The sequence below is a fragment of the Streptomyces griseiscabiei genome, from assembly GCF_020010925.1.
GTDB classification, from domain to species: Bacteria; Actinomycetota; Actinomycetes; order Streptomycetales; family Streptomycetaceae; genus Streptomyces; species Streptomyces griseiscabiei.
On sequence record NZ_JAGJBZ010000001.1, the window covers coordinates 39669 to 60801 of the forward strand.

The 21133-nt window shown below is 70.6% G+C and carries 19 protein-coding genes and 1 pseudogene; 10 read left to right on the top strand and 10 right to left on the bottom strand.

Annotated features, from left to right (window positions below):
* The first annotated feature begins 189 nt into the window (after nt 1–189).
* A protein-coding gene (locus J8M51_RS00160) for an IS5 family transposase (protein ID WP_256964884.1) occupies nt 190–1010 on the top strand; the annotation gives its coding sequence in 2 pieces (ribosomal slippage) (nt 190–550 and nt 550–1010; 822 coding nt in all).
* Nucleotides 1011–1147: 137 nt separating this feature from the next.
* Nucleotides 1148–3256 carry a hypothetical protein gene (locus J8M51_RS00165; protein WP_143673213.1) on the top strand — a complete coding sequence of 703 codons (2109 nt, stop codon included), beginning with the start codon at nt 1148–1150 and terminating at the stop codon, nt 3254–3256.
* A 211-nt stretch (nt 3257–3467) separates the two neighbouring features.
* Here J8M51_RS00165 and J8M51_RS00170 read toward each other — a convergent pair whose 3' ends face one another.
* Complete coding sequence (locus J8M51_RS00170; RefSeq protein ID WP_086756476.1) at nt 3468–4004, bottom strand: hypothetical protein; 537 nt, start codon at nt 4002–4004, stop codon at nt 3468–3470.
* Between the two features lie 643 nt (nt 4005–4647).
* Complete coding sequence (locus J8M51_RS00175; RefSeq protein WP_086756478.1) at nt 4648–5328, bottom strand: NAD(P)H oxidoreductase; 681 nt, start codon at nt 5326–5328, stop codon at nt 4648–4650.
* A 113-nt stretch (nt 5329–5441) separates the two neighbouring features.
* On the opposite strand from J8M51_RS00175, the gene J8M51_RS00180 reads away from it, so the two are divergent.
* The 6 genes from J8M51_RS00180 to J8M51_RS00205 all read left to right on the top strand — a co-directional run bounded on the left by J8M51_RS00180 (nt 5442) and on the right by J8M51_RS00205 (nt 10364).
* Nucleotides 5442–6374 carry a cupin domain-containing protein gene (locus J8M51_RS00180; RefSeq protein WP_434976799.1) on the top strand — a complete coding sequence of 311 codons (933 nt, stop codon included), beginning with the start codon at nt 5442–5444 and terminating at the stop codon, nt 6372–6374.
* A gap of 80 nt (nt 6375–6454) precedes the next feature.
* Nucleotides 6455–6712, top strand: coding sequence for a transposase (locus tag J8M51_RS00185; protein ID WP_086756482.1), 258 nt, complete (start codon nt 6455–6457; stop codon nt 6710–6712).
* Nucleotides 6713–6754: 42 nt separating this feature from the next.
* On the top strand, nt 6755–7090 hold the full coding sequence (locus J8M51_RS00190) for an ArsR/SmtB family transcription factor (RefSeq protein WP_086756484.1): 336 nt from the start codon (nt 6755–6757) through the stop codon (nt 7088–7090).
* 2 nt (nt 7091–7092) lie between these two features.
* Nucleotides 7093–7821, top strand: a complete 729-nt coding sequence (locus J8M51_RS00195; RefSeq protein ID WP_086756491.1) for a cation transporter — start codon at nt 7093–7095, stop codon at nt 7819–7821.
* Nucleotides 7822–7900: 79 nt separating this feature from the next.
* Nucleotides 7901–8683, top strand: coding sequence for a sulfite exporter TauE/SafE family protein (locus tag J8M51_RS00200; RefSeq protein ID WP_086756485.1), 783 nt, complete (start codon nt 7901–7903; stop codon nt 8681–8683).
* 652 nt (nt 8684–9335) lie between these two features.
* Complete coding sequence (locus J8M51_RS00205) at nt 9336–10364, top strand: MerR family transcriptional regulator (protein WP_086756487.1); 1029 nt, start codon at nt 9336–9338, stop codon at nt 10362–10364.
* 239 nt (nt 10365–10603) lie between these two features.
* On the opposite strand, the pseudogene J8M51_RS46070 reads toward J8M51_RS00205, so the two are convergent.
* The 7 genes and pseudogenes from J8M51_RS46070 to J8M51_RS00245 form a co-directional block, all read right to left on the bottom strand.
* Nucleotides 10604–10786, bottom strand: a pseudogene (locus J8M51_RS46070) (FAD-binding domain-containing protein); the annotation flags it as partial.
* A gap of 3 nt (nt 10787–10789) precedes the next feature.
* Nucleotides 10790–11874, bottom strand: a protein-coding gene (locus J8M51_RS46425; protein ID WP_434976782.1) for an IS630 family transposase whose coding sequence is annotated in 2 segments (ribosomal slippage) — nt 10790–11349 and nt 11349–11874 — 1086 coding nt in all. Because the reading frame shifts where the segments join, the coding sequence is not laid out codon by codon here.
* A gap of 1070 nt (nt 11875–12944) precedes the next feature.
* Nucleotides 12945–13706, bottom strand: coding sequence for a DUF1295 domain-containing protein (locus J8M51_RS00225; protein WP_267299276.1), 762 nt, complete (start codon nt 13704–13706; stop codon nt 12945–12947).
* A gap of 56 nt (nt 13707–13762) precedes the next feature.
* Entirely contained in the window at nt 13763–15079 is a 1317-nt protein-coding gene (locus J8M51_RS00230; protein ID WP_267298880.1) for an SAM-dependent methyltransferase, read from the bottom strand.
* Nucleotides 15076–15813 (bottom strand): DUF1365 domain-containing protein, encoded by a 738-nt coding sequence (locus J8M51_RS00235; RefSeq protein WP_267299277.1) that lies wholly within the window; start codon nt 15811–15813, stop codon nt 15076–15078. The genes J8M51_RS00230 and J8M51_RS00235 overlap by 4 nt, the downstream gene beginning before the upstream one ends.
* A gap of 53 nt (nt 15814–15866) precedes the next feature.
* Nucleotides 15867–17126: an NAD(P)/FAD-dependent oxidoreductase gene (locus tag J8M51_RS00240; protein ID WP_086755318.1), complete on the bottom strand. Its 1260-nt coding sequence runs from the start codon at nt 17124–17126 to the stop codon at nt 15867–15869.
* The gene (locus J8M51_RS00245; RefSeq protein WP_086755317.1) at nt 17123–17917 is read right to left on the bottom strand and encodes a hypothetical protein; all 795 of its coding nucleotides are present in this window, start codon (nt 17915–17917) and stop codon (nt 17123–17125) included. Before J8M51_RS00245 ends, J8M51_RS00240 begins: the two co-directional genes overlap by 4 nt.
* A gap of 689 nt (nt 17918–18606) precedes the next feature.
* Here J8M51_RS00245 and J8M51_RS00250 point away from each other — a divergent pair.
* Both J8M51_RS00250 and J8M51_RS00255 read left to right on the top strand, forming a co-directional pair.
* Nucleotides 18607–19107 (top strand): peptidylprolyl isomerase, encoded by a 501-nt coding sequence (locus J8M51_RS00250; RefSeq protein ID WP_086755316.1) that lies wholly within the window; start codon nt 18607–18609, stop codon nt 19105–19107.
* A 338-nt stretch (nt 19108–19445) separates the two neighbouring features.
* Nucleotides 19446–20021 (top strand): DUF4291 domain-containing protein, encoded by a 576-nt coding sequence (locus tag J8M51_RS00255; RefSeq protein ID WP_086755315.1) that lies wholly within the window; start codon nt 19446–19448, stop codon nt 20019–20021.
* Nucleotides 20022–20054: 33 nt separating this feature from the next.
* On the opposite strand, the gene J8M51_RS00260 is transcribed toward J8M51_RS00255, so the two are convergent.
* A complete protein-coding gene (locus J8M51_RS00260; protein ID WP_086755314.1) occupies nt 20055–21125 on the bottom strand; it encodes an LLM class flavin-dependent oxidoreductase in 1071 nt (356 codons plus the stop codon).
* Nucleotides 21126–21133 lie beyond the last annotated feature (8 nt).

Sequence of the window (21133 nt, forward strand, 5' to 3'; positions counted from 1 at the left end):
CAAAGGGTTCCGACCCGGACAAGGAGTGGGGGCGCGGGCCGGGACCCGGGTCCGTCGGCGCGCCCCGTCCGGGTGGGGTAGGGCTGGTGCCGCGAGTTGGTCAGCCCCCGGCCGTACGCCAGTAAGAGGAGCTAACAGAAAGCGTTGATGGGGCCATGTCCCGTTCTGCGTTGTCTCGTTAAACGGGCCATGGGGAAGTCGAAGGGCCCGCCGTGGCTGGTGGCGGACGACTTGTGGGTGCGGGTCGAACCACTGCTGCCGGTGCGGTCCCGGCGGGCACGGAATCCGGGCCGGCTGCCGCTGGATGACCGCCTGTGCCTGCAAGGGATCTTGTTCGTGCTGCATACGGGTATCCAGTGGGAGTGGCTGCCGCAGGAACTCGGGTACGGCTCCGGGATGACGTGCTGGCGTCGGCTGCGGGACTGGAACAAGGCCGGAGTGTGGGGCCGGCTGCACCAGGTGCTGCTGACCGAACTGCACCAGGCCGGGAACCTGGACTGGTCCCGGGCGGTGATCGACGGCTCGCACCACCAAGCACGTCGGGGCGGCCCAAAACCGGGCCGAGCCCGGTCGACCGCGCCAGACCGGGCTCGAAACACCACGTGATCACCGACGCGAACGGCACCCCGCTGGCCATCACCCTCACCGGCGGCAACCGGCACGACGTCACCCAGCTGCTGCCCCTGCTCGACGCGATACCTCACATCCAGGGCCGCAAGGGCAGGCCCCGCCATCGGCCCCGGGAACTGTTCGCCGACCGCGGCTACGACTACGACAAGTACCGCCGCCTGCTGCGGAAACGCGGCATCAAGCCAGTCATCGCCCGCCGCGGCACACCGCACGGCTCCGGACTCGGCACCGTCCGCTGGGTGGTAGAGCGCACGAACGCCTGGATCCACGGCTTCCGCCGACTACGCATCCGCTGGGAACGACGCGACGACATCCACGAAGCCCTCCTCAAGCTGGCCTGCTGCATCATCACCTACCGCCGCGTCAAAGCTTTCTGTTAGCTCTTCTAAGCGGGTACGCCGGTACGCCGCCCCGCGACCTTGTACAGCGAGTGCGCCCTCCCTTACGCTGCCCACAGCAACAGTAACCGTTTACTACGGCTTTCCGCCCGCCCGTGTCTTCCGTCAGATGAGGAACTGTGAACAGCCCTGCGCGCCCGCTCATCAGCATGTGGTTCGGCAACTTCTTCGAGCCCTTCTACAGCGATCTCGAAGCCACGCGCCGCGGTGTCGCCGACATCGCCGCTCTCGGCTTCAACTCCATCAACCTGGACTCGAAGCCGTGGGAGGACTTCTTCGCGCGATACGGCGGCGCCGACGCGAGCCAGTATGTGGCGATGCAGGAGTTCATGATGGCCGAGGCCGCACGACTCGGCCTTGACCACACCTGCCTGGCGCTCTACCTGTGCGGCGACAACCTCTATCCCTCGATACGCAGCGTTCCGCCGGTGCGCGGCGAAGAAGCCGTCAGGGCCGACGGCACACCGATGGGCACGTACAAGTACTGGTCGCCGACCGCCCAGCGGACCATGGTCGAGCACGTACGCGGACTGCTGAAGCTGTACGGCGCCGGAATGCACCGGACCGACGACGGACGCATCGTGATGCAGACCATGTTCGATCCCATCGCGAAGCCGAGTTTCGACGCGGAGGGGCGGGCCAAGTACCTCACCTGGCTGGAAGCCCGCTACACCGGCGACATCACCCGCCTCAACGAGCGCTACGCCACCGATGCCACCTCGTTCCACGAACTGACCCCTGACGAGTACTGGCTGCGCCCGGCCGAACTGAGCTGGGTGGGGTGCGCGGTTCCCGGCGCCGACGACTTCGTGCGCCGCACACCGGACTTCCATCGCTGGGTCGACAACCAGACCCATCTCGCGGAGGTCGTCGTCGAGTACTTCGCCACGATGCGGCAGCACTGGGACGGGTTGGACACCCCCCTGTTCACGGAACCGGTACTGCACCAGTGGGGCTACTTCTTCAATCCGCCCGGGCAGCCGGACTGGCAGACCGGTCGACGCGCTCTGGACGTCTACCGATGCGCTGAGCATGTGGACGGCGTGCTCTTCATGGCCGCCCCGCTCAACGCCGAGAACCGGGCCGACGCCACAGTCGTCAGCGTCGAGGCCTCGATCGCCCGCGCGGCGAACGGCTTCACCCCGTTCACCGGCGGGCTCTACCTGGGACGCCACATCAACGCGGACATCTACCGGGTGGTCCCACCAGCCGAAGCCCTCGCGACCCATGTGGCTGCCGGGGCACGGGGCCTGCACGTCTACGGATACAGCGGTCTGGACGACGGAGGCGTGCTCTTCCGGGCGGATCCCATGTTCAAGGAGTCCCTCCGCGTGGGAACCACCTGGGCGGCCGAGGTCCTGCCTCTGATCACCGAACCGCGAGCACGTCAGGTCGCCCTGCTCTTCCCCGCGGAGATGAGCCTGTACGAACCGGTGCAGGTCGACGAGGGCGGCCGCCACCGGATGGACCTCCTGGGCTGGTACCAGCAGTTCACCGATCTGGGATGGCATGTCGATGTCGTCCATCCCGACCAGGTGATCGCCGGTGTTCTGGAGCACTACCAGCACCTGGTGGTGCCCACGAACTCTCTCTACGACCTCGGCGAGAACGGCGAGAACGGCGAACTCGAGAGCACCGTCCGAGCATGGGTGACCGCCGGAGGGCATCTCTGGCACGGCCCCTCGTGCGACCTCGCCCGCAGAGCCTTCGCCCTCCACGAGTCCGACGTCGACTTCGACTGCCTCGCCTGGGCGGACGAGGAGATCATCCCGCACGGATGGTCGACGGTGGCGTTCGAGACCGGTGTTCCCGTCGCGTCCTACCTTCAGACCGGAAGGACGGCGATCGCCGAGACGACGGTCGGTTCCGGCAGGGTCTACTCCTTCGGATTCCAGTACGGCTACGCGTACAGCCGGGAATCGATGCCGATCGTCCCTCCCCGGTACGGCAATCGCGAGATGCACCCGGTCGTGCTGTTGCGCCGGACGCCGGTGGAAGCCCTGGCAGGCGTCTCACCCACTGCCGTGCTCCCGCCGATCAGAGGCGTCGAGGCGGCCCGCTTCGGCGACAAGGTCGTGATCGTCAACCACCGATCCAGCCCGGTCGACCTGAGTGGCATCAACGCTGAGCACGTCATCGCCCAAGTCCCTGCCCCCGCGGGGCGGCTTGCGGCACACTCCGCCGTCTACCTGGAGTTGCGGCTCCCCGAAGCTTCGGCTGCACGGTGACGAGTGCGGGGCCGGTGTCCACGGGCCGCGCGAGGCGTCCCGCGGAAGGTCGCCGTGCTCTTGTCGCTTCGTCCTCGTTGGATGACCAGCGGGGACGGGGCGGCAGGGACCGGATCGGCCGGCGGCGTCACCGTTCGCCGACGGGCCCCTTCGCGCGCTGCGCGCGCTCGTGTTCATGCGCGGGTCGTGTGTTCGCTCCGCGTCTGTGCCGCTACCGGGCGGCCTTCCTCGCGCCGGTGAACGCGGCGTACGCGCCGATGGCGAGGAAGAGGAAGGTCATCGCGTCGGCCGTCTCGCTCCAAGCCTGGGTCAGCACGTCGAGTTGCTCGGTGAACAGCGAGGCCGCCGACACCCCGAGTTCGCCGGCAACGAACACCGCGATGCCGATGAGCTGGCCGAGGTAGACCGCGCCCAGCGACAACAGGGCACTGATCACGGGCAGGACCGGGTTGGCGCCACCGACCTTGCCCGCCGCGAAGCCGATGAGGAAGCCGACGCCGACGGCCGCGTAGCCGATCTCGTACTCGGTCGCGCCCACGATCCCGCCGTAGATGCCGGCGGTGACCAGGGCCGTGACCACGGCGACGACCAGGCCCAGAGCGAGGTTGTGACGAGCCGGCGCGGCCGGGGGTGCGAACGGGGCCGGCGGCGGCAGGGCGCCACCGGGCTGCTGGGCGTAGGGGTTGCCGTCGGCGGGCTGCTGGGCGAACGGGTTGCCCTCGGACGGCGATGGCGCTGACTGGCTCATGTCAAAATCCCCCATGGAACTGACGCGTCGAGTGGATCGACGAGTCGTGCGGCGTGTGCGCACAGGTGTGCGATAGGACGCCGAAGAGTAGCAGGCCCGGAAGCCTTCTTACCCAGGGATTACACCGGCGCTTTCGGTGCCGCACCCGGGCGTTACGGCAGCATGAGCAAGAAGAGCCGCACAGACGGCACTTCGGGCGGACCTGGCCCCACCCCAGTCACCCGATCACCTGAGCACCCGGAGACTTCGTGGATCCACGTCGGCTGGCCCGGGACAGTTCATCAGGTCTCTCGCCTGCCGTCGCGGTCGCGGCGGCAGGCGGCCGCACACGGGCGGGGATCGGTTCTTCCAGGCAGCCGCAGGCTTCGGGGACCGGCTTCCGACGTCACGCGCGGTCCCGGACAAGGAGGATGATCGCCAAAGGGTGTTCCGGATCGTGGTGGACGGTCTGCTCGGCCACGCGGAAGGTGGTGGCCGTCGCGCGTGATTCCCCGGCGTCGTAGTGGCTGGAGCGGAAGAGGAGCCAAGTCCGTTTCCGGCACAGCCCCGTTCGGCCCGCATCGCCGCCTCCTCGATGCGGGCCGTTGTGCCGGTCAGTTGGGGTCCGAGCAGCGCCCGGCAGCGCGGGAGCCTGCGCCCGTCCTCAGGCAGCCACCGGTTCCGCCGCGAGGAACGCTTCCACGGCCTTGCGCGTGCGGCGGTCGAACTCGGCGTACTGCGCCTCGCGCTCGGCGCCCGCAACCGCGTCCCCGACCAGCAGATTGCCCTCGGCGTCGACGCGCTGCGGGCGCTCCTCGGCGTCGGGGAGCAGGGCGACGGAGGCGTGGGAGAAGCCGCAGTAGTAGGCGATGCCCTCGTTCAGGTTGGTCTCCAGCACGGCCCGCATTCCCTCTGTGCTGGGGTCGTCGGAGGTGACTCCGGCCAGGCCCAGCCACAGCATGCGCTTGCCCGCCAGGCGGGGCTTGCTGCGGCCGTAGGCGAATCCGTAGTTCCACACGCGATCGATCCAGCCCTTGAGGAGGGCAGGCACGCTCTGCCAGTACACGGGGAACACGGCGACGACGACATCGGCGTCGAGAACACGCCGCATATGGGCCTGGACTTCGTCCGAGTACGGCTTCTCCCGGTTGCCCCAGTCCGGCTGGTCCGCCACGCTCATCCGCGGGTCGAACCCTTCGGCGTGCAGGTCGAGCAGGTCGACGCGGTATCCGGCGGTCTCGAGGCGCTCGGCGGTACGGCGGGCGGTGTGCGCGGTGAGGGAATCGGCCCGATGGTGTGCGATGACCACAAGGGCGGTCCTGGCGGCACTGCTGCGGTGCGACACGGTTTCTCCTGGCTGGTCTCGGTCGGTTCGGCCAGTCCAGTACACCCGTGATCAATTGGATGATCCATGGGAGAAAAGCTCTGCTGCATAGGAGTTCGTCTACGATGGCGTCCGTGGATCCTTTGAGTGCGTTACTCGGTGGCATCCGGGCCGAGGGCTCGGTCGTCAGCCACGCCGTGCTGGAAGCGCCCTGGACCATCCGCTTCGCCGACGGCGCCCCGCTCACGATGGTCAGCGTGTTGCGGGGCGGTGGCATCCTGCTGCTGCCCGACGGCACCGAACAAGCGGTCGGCGTCGGCGACACGGCCATCGTGCGCAGCGCCGACACATTTCACCTCGTGGACCAGCCGGCCACCCTCGACCGCCCACACATCGAGTACGAAATCGCGTGCTTCGCAGCGGACGCCGAATGCGCTGCCCAAGACCTCGGCGGCATCGGCTGGGGCGACGAACCGGACGGAGCGACCGCGCTGATCGTGGGCGCCTACCGCGCCTCGGGCCATCGCCATGAACGACTGCTCCGCGCGCTGCCACCCGTCCTCGTGGTCAACGAGGGCACAGAGGTCTGCGCCTGGCTGGAGGCGGCCGCCGCCGACGCCGCCCTGCGCTCGGCCGGCTCCCAGGCTCTGATGGACCGGCTGCTGGACTGGGCCCTCGTGTGCACGTTGCGTACCTGGTTCGAGCGGGCGGGCTCGGAAGCCCCCGACTGGTACCGCGGCCTGGCCGACCCGGTCCTCTCCCCCGCCCTCGAAGCCTTCCACGCACGGCCCTCCAGGAGATGGACGGTAGAGGCGCTCGCCACCGAATCCGGTGTCTCCCGAGCGCTGTTCGCCCGACGCTTCACCGAGGTGATGGGGCGCCCGCCGCTGACCTACCTCACCGAATGCCGTATGGACGAGGCCGAGGCACTCCTGTCCGACACGGACTCCTCCATCGCTCTGATCGCCAAGTCTGTGGGCTACGCCGATGCCTTCGGCTTCAGCGCCGCCTTCAAGCGCCGCCGGGGCGTGAGCCCCAGCGCCTTCCGCACCCGCAACAGCGCCTGACAGGGCGTTACGTCCCTTCCCCCGACAGTTCATGAACGCTCGGTCGTAGTAGTGGTGTTGACCGAACCGCTGGTCCCGACTTGGAAGCAGAACCGGGTGAGCCGGTCGGCGACCGGAGACCTGGGATCTGCGATCTCCGGGAGGTCGTGACCGCGATCTTCTGCCAGAACCGGACGGGCGGTCAGTGGCGCCACCCGCCCCACGACCTGCCGTCCCGGTCGGTGGTGGTCCACTGCTTTCGGCATCCGCCCCAAAGGCGCCGTGAAGTACGCGGACACGGCACACCCCGACCAGGTTCTGCCCCAAATCCGCTGACCAGGGGCGGAGTCCCTGAATAATTCACGATTTCCTGAATTCAGGATCGCGTGTACTGTCATGGTGTGCTGACTGTTGCCTCCGACATCGAGGTGCTGGCCCGGTTCGGCCGCGCCCTCGCCGACCCGATCCGCTGCCGCATCCTCCTCGCCCTGCGCGATGCGCCCGCCTATCCGGCCGACCTCGCCGACGCCCTTGGGATCTCCCGCACCCGGCTGTCGAACCACCTCGCGTGCCTGCGTGACTGCGGCCTCGTCGTCACCGTCCCAGACGGTCGCCGCACCCGCTACGAGCTCGCCGACGAACGCCTCGGCCGCGCGCTCGACGACCTGCGCACCGCCGTGGTCGCCGTCGAAACCGACCGCACCTGCCCGGACGCCGACGCGAAGGGGTGCTGCTGACCATGACCGCGGAGACTTCCCTGTCCCTCGGCCCCAGCCAGTCCCGGCGAGATGCGCTCACCCGCCGAATACGGCTGCTGGTCGCCGCGACCATCACCTACAACGTCATCGAGGCGATCGTCGCCCTCACCGCCGGGACGATCGCCTCCTCCACCGCCCTGATCGGCTTCGGACTCGACTCGGTCATCGAGGTGTCCTCCGCCGCCGCGGTCGCCTGGCAGTTCTCCGCCCGCGAGCACACTGTGCGTGAAGCCCGCGAGAAGACCACCCTGCGGATCATCGCGCTTTCCTTCTTCGCGCTCACCGCGTACGTCGCGGTCGATGCCGTCCGCGCGCTGGCCGGCACCGGCGAGGCCGACCGATCGATCCCCGGCATCGTCATCGCCGCACTGTCCCTGGCGATCATGCCGTTCCTGTCCGCCGCCCAGCGCAGGGTCGGCCGTGAACTCGGCTCCGCCAGCGCGGTCGCCGACTCCAAGCAGACGCTGCTGTGCACCTACCTGTCCGCCGCGCTACTCGTCGGACTGGTGCTCAACGCCACCCTCGGCTGGTCCTGGGCCGACCCGATCGCGGCCCTCGTCATCGCGGCCGTCGCGGCGAAGGAAGGCCGTGACGCCTGGCAGGGCAAGGGCTGTTGTGCTCCCACCGCCCACGCTACGGATCCCGGCGCGTCCGGTGCGGCCGTGCCGGACGCGTGCGGCTGCGAACCGGGCTGCACCTGCCGCGCGTGAACATCTCGTTGCGAGTCCGCGCCTGCTCGGCCCGGTGTGCCGATACTGACCCGGTGATCGCGACAGGGCGGGGACAGTGGTGGAGTGGACGATCTGGGCCGCGTTCGCGGCCGGCCTGCTGATCTCGACGGTGACCGCGCCGGTCGGTGTGTCCGGGGCTGTCTTCCTCCTGCCGGTCCAGCTCAGCGTCCTCGGCGTTCCGAGTCCCGCGGTCACGCCTACGAACCTCCTGTTCAATGTGGTGGCCGGGCCAGGCGCACTCTGGCGCTACCGCCGCGACGGCGCTCTGCGCGGCGGGCTGGCCCGGCGCCTCGTCGCGTGGACACTGCCCGGCGTCATCGCGGGCGCCGCCATCCGCGTCCTCGCCCTCCCCGGCCCCGACGTCTTCCGCGTCCTGGTCGCCGCCTTCTTGCTCCCGCTCGGCGCGTGGCTGTGCCTGCGCACCCTGCGCCCCGCCCGGCGGCGGCCGGAAGTGGCCGAACCGTCGGCGTCCGGACTCGCCGCCCTGGCCCTGGCTGTCGGAGTGATCGGTGGGATCTACGGCATCGGCGGCGGTTCCCTCCTCGGACCCGTCCTCGCCGCCCGCGGCATGCCCCTGACCCGCATCGCGCCGGCCACCCTCGCCGCCACCTTCACCACATCCGTCGCCGGCGCCGCCGCGTACGCGGTGCTGGCCCTCATGAGCCCCGGGCCCGTTGCGCCCGATTGGTGGCTGGGCCTGGCCTGCGGCCTGGGCGGGCTGATCGGAGGCTACCTCGGCGCCCGTCTCCAACCGCACCTGCCCGAGACCGCGCTCCGACTGCTGCTCGGCGCCCTCGCCACCGCGCTAGGCGCGTCGTACGCCGTCCAGACCCTCGCATGATCCTTGGGCAGCCGGCTCGGTGGCCTCGCGGGGCGTACATGATGACCGCCATACCGGCGAGGCAGACCAGGTCTCGAACAGCGCGGCGACGGCGACAGGGCGATGGAACGGGCGACGAGCACGGCGGGAACTCCCCGGAGCCGGGCAAACGGGCGGGAAGGGGATGACGCGGTCAGGCGGCCGAGCCGAACAGATCGGTCAGGAGCCCCGCGCCGTCGGCCGTCGGGGTGAAGCCGGAAGCCGAAGAACGGGCAGCACTGCTGCTCGGCCGCCGGCTCCGCCACCCCAGAGGCCCGGTCGACGGGCAAAGTCAGCCGCAGCCCGTCGGGGACCACGGCCCGCACGGCGCCGTCGACCGCCTCGCGCCACTGAGCAGGCCACCGGTGCCGCCCTGCACCCCCGCCTCGGCGGCCTGTCGGCTGGGCGCCGACACCACGTATTGCCCACGAGCGTTGTCGACAGTCGGGTGGCGGGAACAGTGCTCGGCCCGTTGCGCCGGGGCATGGCCGAGTGTTCGGGCGGAGATGAAGATCATGGCTTGCGAAGGTGTGTCGGTGTTTCAGGACGGCGGCTCACCCCCACCTCGTCACGCCGCTGATCCGCCCAGTGCCGCCTGCCTCTGCGCATCGCACATGCGCCGTAAGGTGGATTCATGGCGGAAGCGATCCACGGCATCTCCACGGGTGCGGTGGCGCGGCGCCTCGGGGTCTCGCCCACCACCGTGCGTTCGTGGGAGCAGCGCTACGGCATCGGTCCCGCGGCCCGGGACGGCGGGCGGCACCGGCGCTGGACGCCCGGGGACGTCGCCTTGCTGGAAGAGATGTGCCGTCTCACCTCGATCGGAGTCCCTCCGGCCGAGGCGGCCCGCGCGGCCCGGACCACCCACGGTGGCGGTGAGGCCGCGGTCACCGAGGCTCAGTCCGCCCCGCCGACGGACCAGACGGAACCGCGACCGCCGACGCCTCAGCCACCGCCCCCAGGACGTCGGCCGGGCCACGGCACCGGGTTGCCTCTCGGCGACGTACGGCAAGAGGGCCGTGGTCTGGCTCGCGCGGCCGTGCGGCTCGACGGTCCGGCGATGCAGGCCCTGCTGGAGCAGGCCATCACGGAGTACGGACTCGTAGCCGCGTGGGAGGAGGTGATGGCTCCCACGCTGCACGCCGTGGGTCGCAAGTGGGCCTCCTCGGACGACCGTTACATCGAGGTCGAGCACCTGCTGTCGTGGCATGTGTCGACCGCGCTGCGGCGCGTCGTCGTCGGCGCGCCGGCCCCGTCCGGCGCGCCGACCCCGGTGGTGCTGGCCTGTGTGCCGACAGAGTTCCACACCCTGCCGCTGGAGGCCCTTGCCGCCGGTCTGGCCGAACGGGGACTGCCGACCCGCATGTTCGGCGGCGCGGTTCCTGCCGAAGCACTGGACTCAGCCGTCCGCCGCACCGGCCCGGGCGTGGTCGTGCTGTGGGCGCAGGCGCGCCCGACCGCCTCGCACGCGCTCGCCAGGCACGTGGCCGATACGACGTTCGGGGTGCGAGGTGCCCGAGCGACACCACTCGTCGTGCTCGCGGGGCCCGGGTGGGCGGGACACAGCCTCGGCTCCGGATTCCTGCGGCCGAGCAGTCTGCGCGAGGCCCTCCACATGATCTGCCGGACGTACGGAGCACTGCCGGACCGGTCCGTCGGGTGACGGTTCCCCACCGAGTTCGGCCCGCCCCCGCCGACGCCCTCGCTCGGACCTCCGCACGGTAGTCGTCCGCAGCCCGGCCGGTCGGGGGGACCTCCACGGTTCATCGACGTCGGGCCGTCCCAGCGCTGCGAGCCCCGGAACCTACCGGCGCACACGGCTGCCGTCGGGGTCGTACTGTGGTGCCTGCCGGACCGGGGCGAGGACCCGGTCGGCCGTGTGCCGACGTTCGTCCCCGCCACCCGTCGCCGGTTGAGCTGACTCTTCACGACGTCTCCATCTGCGTCGACCGGCGGGCTCAGGAAGCGGTGGGCGCCCTCGCGCCAGTCGATGTACAGCCTCCCGGTCAGGTGGGAAGCGGCGATCAGACGGCCGCAGTTGTGTGCCCAGCCCTCGTGGACCGGCCGGCGCCCGCGCCCCGTCAGGGGTTACTGACCTTGCTGGCGTGATGTCGTCAAGGTGAGGCCGGTTTCAGTGAGACATCCGTCGACGAGGTTGCTGCGGTACTGGATCTGGCGGAGGCCCTGGCGAAGGGTGCGCATCAGATGGTCGGGGTCGGTGAAGGCGGTGTTGGCCTGGCTGCTGCGTCGCAGCAGTGACCAGATGCCCTCGACGGGGTTGAGGTCCGGTGCATAGGCGGGCAGGAAGTAGCAGGTGATCCAGTCGTGGGTGTCGATGAACTCCCGCAGCCGGCGGTCCTTGTGCACGTTCAAGTTGTCCCAGACGAGCACGATCGGCGCGCCGAGCTGTTGGTGGGCGGCGGTCAGCAGGTCGCGGTAGTCGGTCCAGGTGAAGCTGCGTCTGCCGCCCCGCTTGTGGTCGGCGTGCCGCTTGGGCCGGTAGATCAGCCGTGAGCGCTCGCCCTCCTTGTAGCAGGTCAGAGCGGCGATGGAGAAGCGGCGCTGGGAGCGTCCCCGCACCCGGATGACGGGTGTGTGTCCGCGCCTGGCCCAGGTGCGGGCAGTGGGCGGCGTCATCGAGAACCCGGCCTCGTCTTCGAAGCAGAGCCAGGCCCCGAGCGCCGCCATAGCGTTTCCACCTGCGGCCAGGTCTCCTTCACCCAGCCGGTGACGGCTTCCTCGTCACGCTCGGTCGCGCGGCGGGCCGGCACCTGGTGGCTGAAGCCGTGCCGGTGCAGCATCTGCGCGATGGCCGACAGCGTCATGCTCTTGTGGAACCGGCGTCCGATCAGCGTCTTGATCCGCGAGAGCGTCCAGGTCTGGTCCGGCCAGCCGTGTGCGACCGGCCCCTTGGCCAGCTCCTGCTCGAGCACCTCAAACAACGCCTCGCTCAGCTTGGGCCTGGACGCCGGCCCCGCCGACTCCAGCGCTGACGTCCCGCCGTGCTCCCATGCCTGGCGCCATCGTTGTACCGACCGCACGCTGACACGTAACTCCTTGGCGACCGCGGCATTGTCGCGTCCCAGAGCGAATAACTCGGCCGCCCGCATCCGGATGCGCTCACGAAAGACCCGCCGCTCCGCGGTCAGCCCGCCCCCTTGCGGATACCTCATACAACCGGCCTACCGCGACAACCACCGCTTGTCAGCCCCCGCGACATCACCCCAGCAAGGTCAGTAGTGGTCAAGGGCAGGCCGAGCGAGGTTCTGCCCCACGGCGGTGTGAGCTCGACCGGCACGTGGACGAAGAGTTCCAGGCACAGCCGGCGCCGTCGGAAGCACGGCCCGTCGCGGGCCGGCAGCGCGTACGGGCCGAGGGCGCGGCATGTGCGGCGTGCCCGGGTAGAGGGGGCCGCGTCCGCCTTCATCACGGTCCTGGCCGCCTCGCGAGGCGCGAACGGTCACGTTCGGCACCGCTGACGGGCCATCCGCACCGAGGTCCGCTCTCCGTCACCGGACCGGGCGGCGTCGGCCGCTTCTCCCAGCCGACGCCGTCGGGCGGAAGGGTCCACCAGCTCTGGGTACGACGGCCATGGGCCCCTTCACCCCGCAGAACGGATGCCCACGGACGCCACCTCCTGCACGGCCCTCCTGTCCGGCCGGGTGACCGAGGGCTCCGCCATCGCCCTCATCCTCGAACCGGCGGGCGAACCGCCACAGCCGACCACCGTGCCCCTCTCGGTGATCGCCCCGCCCCACCCGACCGTGCCCCCTTCCGCCCCGGCATCGCGTGCCCTCCGCCGCGCATCGCAATGCCGACGGCGTGGGCGCCCGCCGCCTCCCCGGGCAAGCGTCAAGGGGGGCAGGGCCGCCACGCCCCGGACCATCGGATCCCCGGCGACACGCAACACGGCCGGGCCGCCCCTCGTGTGGCCGACCGGCACGACCGGGATCTCGCCCACGGCAGCGCGAGGGCGGCCTCGGCGTCCCGTGCCGCGTCCCGGCGTCCCCCGTTGCGGCCTCGGTGACGGTTGCGGAGCTCCGCCAGGAGTACGTCCCGATCCACGAGGGCTCGCGCGACGCCACTGGAGACGGGCCGCATGCGAAGTGCGGCAAGGCTGATCGGAGGAGGCGGCTCCAGACCCTCGGAGCGGCCCCGTGCGGAAGGAGGACCGCGCATCGGGGTCGGCCGATGAGTTCACGACGTGAGGGGCCCGACCCCGCGCGCTCGGGCCCACCGTTCCTCACCCGTCACGCGAGTCGGTCCCGCTCGCCACCCGACGCGGTGGCAGGGGGAGGAAGCCGCTCGTCCGTGACCGGTAGGCCGGGTAACCGGGGCGCTCCGCCATATGGGCCTCCAGCATCCGTTTGCCGCTCCCCCAGATGAGCAGGCCGCTCATCACCAGCGGTGACACGACGGTGAGGACAGCGGTCGGCCAGCTCGTGCAGGCGGCCAGGTAGAGGCCCCACCAGACGAGGAAGTCGCCGAAGTAGTTGGGGTGCCGAGTCCAGCCCCAGAGTCCCCGGTCCATGACCCGGCCCTGGTTCGCGGGGTCTGCCTTGAACCGGGCGAGTTGGTGGTCGCCCACGGCCTCGAAGGCCAGTCCGGCTGCCCACAGGACCAGGCCGATGACCAGAACGGCGTCCACGCCCTCGGTCAGGTACTGCGCCGCCTGCACCGGGAGCGAGACGAACCAGACGAGAGCGCCCTGGAGGAGGTAGACCTTGCGCAGCGCGACGAGGGCGGGATTGCCGGGAACACGCGAGAGCATCCGTGCGTAGCGGGGATCCTCGCCGTGTCCCCGTCCCCGGCGGGCGATGTGGAGGGCGAGGCGCAGCCCCCACAGACAGGTCGCGAGGGTGACGGCAAGGCGACGTACCTCGTCACCGTGACCGGCGGAGAGCCCGTAGGTGACCACGGCGACGGCGCTGAACGCCAGGCCCCATGCGACGTCGACGATCCGGTGAACGCCCTTCACCAGCGCCAGAGCGAACGTGACCAGCATGACCGCCAGGGCCGCGCCCGCCGACACCGCCAGGTTGACCGCGAACGCGGACGCGTTCACCGGGACGCCCCGTGTTCCGGGGCTGTCGCGACGAGCCGGAGTTGGCGTACATCGAGGTAGTGCGAACGGAATCCGGCCTCGGAGTAGGCGAGGTACAGCTCCCACATGCGGCGGAAGACCCTGCCGAAGCCGAGAGCCTCGACCTCCGCCGACCGCTGGACGAACCGCTCGCGCCAGATGCGGAGCGTCTCGGCGTAGTGGTCGCCGAAACCGGTGTCGTCGGTGATCCTCAGGTCCGCCGCGGCAGCCTCCCGTCCGATGGCGTCCGGCGACGGGATGAGGCCCCCGGGGAAGACGTACTTGCTGATCCAGGTGTGGGTCCGTGCGGTGGCGAGCATCCGCTGGTGCGGCATCGTGATGGTCTGCAGGGCGACGATGCCGCCGGGTGCGAGGAGTCCGCGGAGGGCGCCGAAGTAGTCGGGCCAGAACTCGGCGCCGACGGCCTCCATCATCTCGACGCTGACCACGGCGTCGTACCGGCCCTCGACCTGCCGGTAGTCACGCACCTCGACGCTCACCCGCCCCTGCACCCCGGCGTCGGCGATGCGCCGGAGCGCCAGGTCGCGCTGCTCCCGAGAGAGCGTGACGGTCAGGACGTCGGCTCCCCGGAGCGCGGCACGGACGGCGAGTTCGCCCCAGCCTGTCCCGATCTCCAGCAGTCGGGTTCCCGGGCCGACGCCCGCGAGATCGAGCAGCCGGTCGATCTTGCGGTGTTGGGCGGAGGTGAGCGTCTCCGGTGTCGCGGGAAGGGTGTCGAACACGGCCGAGGAGTACGTGAGACTCGGGTCGAGGAAGAGTGCGAACAGGTCGTTCGACAGGTCGTAGTGACGGTGGATGTTGTCAGGAGCGCCATCGAGCGTGTTGCGGTCACGGGTGGGGCGTCGGTGCGCCCATACGCCCCGGAACCGGCGCAGCGAGGCGGGGACGAGATCGTCCACATGGGCCGCGAGCACGGTGAGCACGCCGACGAGGTCGTCGCTGTCCCATTCCCCTGCCATGTACGACTCGCCGAAGCCGATCAGGCCGTCGGCACCGATCCGCCGGTGGAACGCGGCCGGATCGCGCAAGGTCAGCGTCGGCGTCCCGTCCCCGCCCGTCGTCCCGTCCCCGCCCGTCGTCTCGCAGTCGCCGCCGTACTGCATCCGGATCGGCAGCCGGGCGAGAGCGCGTTCGACGACGTACCGGGCGACGGTCGTACGCACGGCGGAGGCGGGTGGGAGGCGTGCCACGTCGGGCCATCGCGCCGGATCGACGACGACGGGTCGGCCGGGGGCGCTCGATGCTCGCGCGTCCGAGGCGGTGGTGAGAGTCACAGCATGCCTTCCCTGGTGGGTGGAGCGGGTCGGGGTCGGACAGGAAGTCCCTTGAGGTACAGCCGGATGCCGTGCCAGCGGATGGCGGCGCTGACGGCCGCGGTGGACCAGGGGCAGCGGACCGCGGCGGCGAGCAGACCGCGCGTGTCGGCGGGACGGTGGCGGCCTCGGACAGTGGCGGTGAGGGGCCGGGACGCGTCCGGCAGACGCAGTTGGACAGTGAGGTCGAGATGCTCGCCGGGGAGAGGGAGCCGCATCCGGTAGGAGCCTTCGACGTCGAAGAACGGCGAGACGTAGAAGTCCTTGGCGACATCGACGCGGCCGTCCCCGTCGGGCCGCAGAAGGTAGCAGTGCCGACCGCCGTAGGTGTTGTGCACCTCGGCGACGACGCAGACGAGGCGGCCGGACCGGTCGTGGCACCAGTACAACGTGAGCGGGTTGAAGACGTGGCCGAGGACCCGGGCGTGGGCGAGCATCAGGACATGGCCGTCGGCGTTCCTTACGCCTTGGGACGCCAGGTACGCGTCGAGACCGCCACGGATCGTGCGGGCCCGCCCGCCGAAGTGGTCACGGGCGTCGAAACGGGCGAGCGGACGCAGGAGGCGGGACTGTTCGGGCAGGTCGTCGAGGTCGACGAGCCAGAGGTACGTGCGTCGGCGCAGGGAGTGACGCACCGGCCGGACCCGGGTGTGGGCGACCTCGCAGGTGTACAGCGCGGGCACCTGGACGCGCATCCGTACCGGTTCGGGTCCGGGTGCCGCGGAATCGGCGGGTGCGGCCTCGAAGCTCACCACGTCACCCCCAGAGCACGGGCCGCATCGGCTCCCGAACGGCAGCCGTCCTCGTGGAAGCCCCAGCCGTGGTAGGCGCCGGCGAAGGCGGTGACGGATGTGGCGAGACCGGGGAGGTCCCGCTGTGCCGCGACGGAGCGGGGTGTGTAGACGGGGTGCTCGTACACCATGCGGGCGAGCACGGTGCTCTCGTCGACGCGGTCCTCGGGATTGAGGGTCACGATGTGCGGCTCGGTCAGCGCAAGGCGCTGCAGCCGGTTCATGTCGTAGCTCACCCGCACGGAACCGGGGCGTGCCGTGCAGGACGGGAGCCAGTAGTTCCATGACGCGCGCGCGTGCGGTGATCGGGGAAGCACCCCGGTGTCCCGGTGCAGGACGGTGGGGTTGCGGGAATAGATGAACGCTCCCAGGACGCGGCGCTCGTCCGGCGTGGCGTCCACGAGCATCCGCAGGGCCTGGTCGGGATGGACGGCCACCACCACGGCGGCGTACCGCTCGGACTTCCCGTCCTCGGTGGTCACGCGTGCGTGATCGTGGCCACGCTCGATCGCCCGAACGGGCGTGGCGATCCGGACGGAGGCAAGGCCCTTGACCGCCTTCTCCACGTAGGCCGACGAACCTCCGGCGACGGTCTTCCACTGCGGCGATCCGGTGGTGGAGAGCAGCCCGTGGTGGTCGAGGAACCGGAAGAGGTAGGCGGCCGGGTACCGCAGGGAGGTGTCCGGCGCGCAGGACCAGACGGCGGAGACGAGCGGCAGTGCGAAGTGGCCGACGAAGTAGGGGGAGAAGCCGTTCCGGTCGTTCAGGAACGACCCAAAGGTCTGGGTGTCGTCTCCGGAGGCGAGCAGCCGACGGGCGGCTCGATGGAAGCGGGGCACGTCCGCGAGCATCCGTAGGTGCCGGCCACGCAGGACGTTGCCTCCGCCGAGCAGCCCGCGCGGGCCGCGCGCACCGGCGTATTCCAGACCGCATCCGTCGCATCGCACGGACATGCTCATCTCGGCGTCCTGGGTGACGACGCCGAGTTCGCGGAAGAGCCGCAGGAGGTGCGGGTAGGTGCGCTCGTTGTGGACGATGAAGCCGGTGTCCACGCGCACGGTGCCGCCCGCCCCGTTCGGAAGCTCATGTGTATGGGCGTGGCCGCCGGGCCGGGAGTCGGCCTCGTACAGGACCACGTCGTCACTGCGCGAAAGGATATGAGCGGCGGTCAGGCCCGCCACTCCGGACCCGACGACGGCGACGCTTCGCCGGTTCACTTCGTTCCGCCTCGTGTCATCGGCTGCACGGGACGCCCGCTGTTGCGACGCGGGGCCGTCGCCGCCGCGGTCGGGCGCCTTCTCCTCGGAGCGGTGCCGGAGTTCGTCCGGGTGCCGCAGGAGGGCCGGGCGACCGCGTCGTCGGCTTCGGGGCAGGCAATCCGGGGCGGCGCGAGGTCGCCGCGCAGCCGCTGGAGCCCGCGCCTGACATGGATCTTGACGGTTCCGAGCGGCATGCAGGCCTTCCCGACGATCTCGGTCTGCTCCAGGTCACCGAAGAACGCCAGGCTGAGGACGTCCCGGTGCACCCTTGACGGCCGGGCGGGCTCGCCCACGACGACGCGACCCACTCCGTGCCCGGTGCCGTCCACGGACACCACCTGCGGCGGCAGCACGGCACCGGCGGCGGTCAACTCGGTCGCGCGGCGACGCGCGGAAGGAGTGTCGGCGATCTTGCGTCGGGCGATGCCGACCAGCCGGGCGTGGACCGTCCCCCGGTCGGGGCGGTACCTCTGGTGACCGTGGCTAGGGCCCTGCTGATGGATCTCCGCGACGCCGCGGAGATGCATCAGCAGGGCCCTAGGGGCGAGACAGGCCCGCCGCGTCGCGCCCTCCGCCTCGCGGGAGTCCCCGATCGCCCGGCTCACCAGGGTGTGCACGAGCCGACCCCAGCGCTGGTGGGCCACTGCCAGGCGGTCCACGTCGCCGAGAGCGAGTCCGGCTCGGATCTCCTCGTCGGTCGGCTCGGAGCCCGGAGGCCGGACACTCCGGGCCATGGGCGCTGCGATCATGACGACTCCTGTTGCCCATCGTGCGGTCAAGGCTGACGGCTCCCGCTCCGGTGAAGCGGGACACCAGCGGGCCATTGCGTCCCGGCCTCCCCAAGCGTCGGGTGACGTCCCCTGGCCATTCAAGGCGCAGTGTTTATGCATCGCTTTTTCGGTGCGGCGCCTCCCGCGCGCCACGGGAGAAACAGGTCAGCGTGCCCGAGGGCCGCAGACCGGGAACAAGCGCGAGGTGCGGCGATGCGCACAACGCCTGCGCGCGTGCCGGTCATCTGCCGGTCGCGGCCGCCCACCGGACACCCGCACCGTCCAACCGGCCCGGAACCGGCAGCAGATCCCACACCGGGAACCACGTGGCATCGCTCGTGTCCGAGCCCTACCGTGCGTCCAGGGCTGCCTGTTCTCGCCGACCGTCGGCGACGGCCGGCAATCTCCGGGGCGGCTCTCCGCCCCGGCCGAGATCGTCCCCGACGTCCTCAGTGACCGCGACATCCCGGTCCTGGGCAACGTCGAGGTCGGGCACGCAGGACCGAATGTCGTGGCCGGTCGGCTGTGCTCCCGCACCAGTCGGCCGACGGAAACCGGCGTCAGCCCGATACGGGCATACGCGGGCATATGCGGGCAGATACGCTCTTTCGACGCGGAAGTGGAGGGTGGTGCTTCACCCTGCACCCGCACAGTGGAGAATCGTCGTCATGAGTGAGCAGGTCTACTTCCAGGTTTCCGCGAACGGCGAGTCCCTCGGCCGCATCGTCTTCCAGCTGTTCGACGATGTCGTGCCGAAGACCGCACGGAACTTCCGCGAGCTGGCCACCGGCCAGAACGGCTTCGGCTACAAGGGCTCCCCCTTCCACCGCGTCATCCCCGAGTTCATGCTGCAGGGCGGTGACTTCACCAACGGCAACGGCACGGGCGGCAAGAGCATCTACGGCGAGAAGTTCGCCGACGAGAACTTCCAGCTCAAGCACGACCGTCCGTTCCTGCTGAGCATGGCCAACGCGGGCCCGAACTCCAACGGCTCGCAGTTCTTCGTCACCACCGTGCTGACCCCGTGGCTCGACGGCAAGCACGTCGTCTTCGGCGAGGTCGTCGAGGGCCAGGACATCGTCAAGGCGATCGAGGCGCTCGGCAGCCGCAGCGGCAGCACCGCCAAGAAGATCGTCGTCGAGGAGAGCGGCATCGTCTCCCCCGCCTGACATCCCCTCGCCCCGGCCGCCCGGACAAGCGCCGCCGACCTTCACGGGTCGGTCCGCTTGTCCGGGCGGACTGCCACGGTCCGTCCGTCCTCGCAGAACGGGCCGGGAAAGAGCCGGGAAGGGCCCAGCGGCTCATCAGACCGGAGCAGACCGCTCCCGTCGCTCATGGCCTCGCCCGTCGGCAACACATCACCACGTGGCACAGATCCCATGCCGTCCAAGCCGGCGATGGCCACTCCGAGTACAGCGGGGGCCGGTCGGTGGGCCTTGGTGGGCCATGGTGGGCCATGGAGAAAACGGCTCGCGAGGCTCGTCGGACGGATGACAGGGTGCGGCGCATGGCCCCCCTGTTCCAGATTCGTGCCGACTACGACGCCCACACGATCGTGGTCTACCAGGCGTATGCGCCCGCCATCGCCGACGCGGCACTGCGGGCGGGCCGCTTCGTCGCGCCGTTCTCGTTCCACAGGATGACGTGGATCAAGCCGTCGTTCATGTGGCTGATGCACCGCAGCAACTGGGCTCGCAAACCGGGCCAGGAACGCGTGCTCGCGGTGCGGATGACGCGCGAGGGCTGGGAGGAGGCCCTGTCCCGGGCCGTGCTCACGACCACGGACCGGGCGGTGGTCGCGCAGGCAGCCGTACATGTGCAGTGGGACCCGGAGCGCTCGCCGCGCGGAGCGGCGCTCAACCACTACAGCATCCAGGTCGGTGTCGGCCGCCAGCTGACGCGCACGTTCAGCGACGACTGGATCGTCGGCCTCACCGACCTCACCCCGCAGGTCCACAAGGCTGCTTCCCTGGTACAGCGTGGGCATGCCGCGAAGGCTCGGCGCCTGTTCCCGGCAGAGCGCGCCTACCCGCTGCCCCGGGCACTGGAGAGCCGCCTTTCCCCGACGCGCGGCACTCACTGAGCAGCTGTGACCCGCGCTGTTCAAAGGGGGCGTTCAGGTGAGGAGTTCGGCGAGTCGAGCCATCTCGGTCGGCGGGTCGATCACCGGTTGGATGAGGAGTTCGTCGACGCCTGCCTGCTCAAGGGCGGCGATGCGGGTGCGGAGGTCTTCCCGGGTACCGACGAGAGCCAAGGTGTTCATCAGGGAGAGCAGGACCAGGTCCCGGTCCTGCGGTGCGATGCGTTCGAGGTAGTTGGGGTAGAGCTTGGTGTACCGGTCCGGCGCGGTGGCGGTGGTGCCGCGTCGGTCCAGGAGTTGTCGCACCGCATGGCGTTCGTCGGGGCCGAGTTGTGCCGCGACCGCCGGTGTGTCGGCGGCGAAGTCCAGCAGCGACAGGACGAGGTGGCCGGTCGCGTCCCGGGCCGCGTCGCTGTCGGCGTCCTCGTCGTCGCGCAGCAGGTGGAGCGCGGTGACCACGTAGGAGTCCGTGGAAGAGTCCATGTCCGTGGAGGAGCCGGAGCCGTGGAGCGTGGTGGGGGCGGCTCGGCGGCGGGCGTCGTGCAGTGAGTGCCAGGCGGTGGGGTCGAGCAGGCCGAAGGAGATGAGGCCGGCGCCCCGGCGGCCGGCGACGGCGGCGGCTCTGGGCCCGAGCGCGGCCACGACGAACTCGATCGGGTCGGTGGTGTTCACATGCGCCCCGGCGTGCAGGAACCGGATGTCGCGGACCCGGTCGCCTTCGCGGTACTCGGTCGAGCGCCCGGCACACAGATCCTGCAGTGCCGCGGTGAAGGCCTCCAGCGCGGCCACCGTGGTCGGCGGCATGCCCAGAGTGCGCCGCGCGGTGTTCCCGGTGCCGATCCCGCAGATGATCCGGCCCGGTGCCAGGGCATTGAGGCCGGCGAATCCGCTCGCCGCGGCCGGGGCCGAGCGCAGTAGCGGTGAGGTCACGCCGATACCGAGCCGGATGCGACGGGTGGCCTTCGCACACAGGCTCAGGGCCACGAAGGGGTCGCCGTGGACCATCGGGGTGTCGTTGACCCAGAAGCTGCGCAAGCCCAACTCCTCGGCCTGTACGGCGAGTTCCTCCACCCCGGGCTGCGCGGCCACCACCACACCCGCGCGCATCAAGCCTC

What these genes read in the sequence shown, in the direction of transcription:
- J8M51_RS00170 (WP_086756476.1), bottom strand. Translation starts at nt 4,004, where the DNA reads ATGAGCCAGTCAGCGCCATCGCCGTCCGAGGGCAACCCGTTCGCCCAG.
- J8M51_RS00195 (WP_086756491.1), top strand. Translation starts at nt 7,093, where the DNA reads ATGACCGCGGAGACTTCCCTGTCCCTCGGCCCCAGCCAGTCCCGGCGA.
- J8M51_RS00205 (WP_086756487.1), top strand. Translation starts at nt 9,336, where the DNA reads ATGGCGGAAGCGATCCACGGCATCTCCACGGGTGCGGTGGCGCGGCGC.
- J8M51_RS00225 (WP_267299276.1), bottom strand. Translation starts at nt 13,706, where the DNA reads ATGCTGGTCACGTTCGCTCTGGCGCTGGTGAAGGGCGTTCACCGGATC.
- J8M51_RS00235 (WP_267299277.1), bottom strand. Translation starts at nt 15,813, where the DNA reads ATGCGCGTCCAGGTGCCCGCGCTGTACACCTGCGAGGTCGCCCACACC.
- J8M51_RS00245 (WP_086755317.1), bottom strand. Translation starts at nt 17,917, where the DNA reads ATGATCGCAGCGCCCATGGCCCGGAGTGTCCGGCCTCCGGGCTCCGAG.
- J8M51_RS00250 (WP_086755316.1), top strand. Translation starts at nt 18,607, where the DNA reads ATGAGTGAGCAGGTCTACTTCCAGGTTTCCGCGAACGGCGAGTCCCTC.
- J8M51_RS00255 (WP_086755315.1), top strand. Translation starts at nt 19,446, where the DNA reads ATGGCCCCCCTGTTCCAGATTCGTGCCGACTACGACGCCCACACGATC.
- J8M51_RS00260 (WP_086755314.1), bottom strand. Translation starts at nt 21,125, where the DNA reads ATGCGCGCGGGTGTGGTGGTGGCCGCGCAGCCCGGGGTGGAGGAACTC.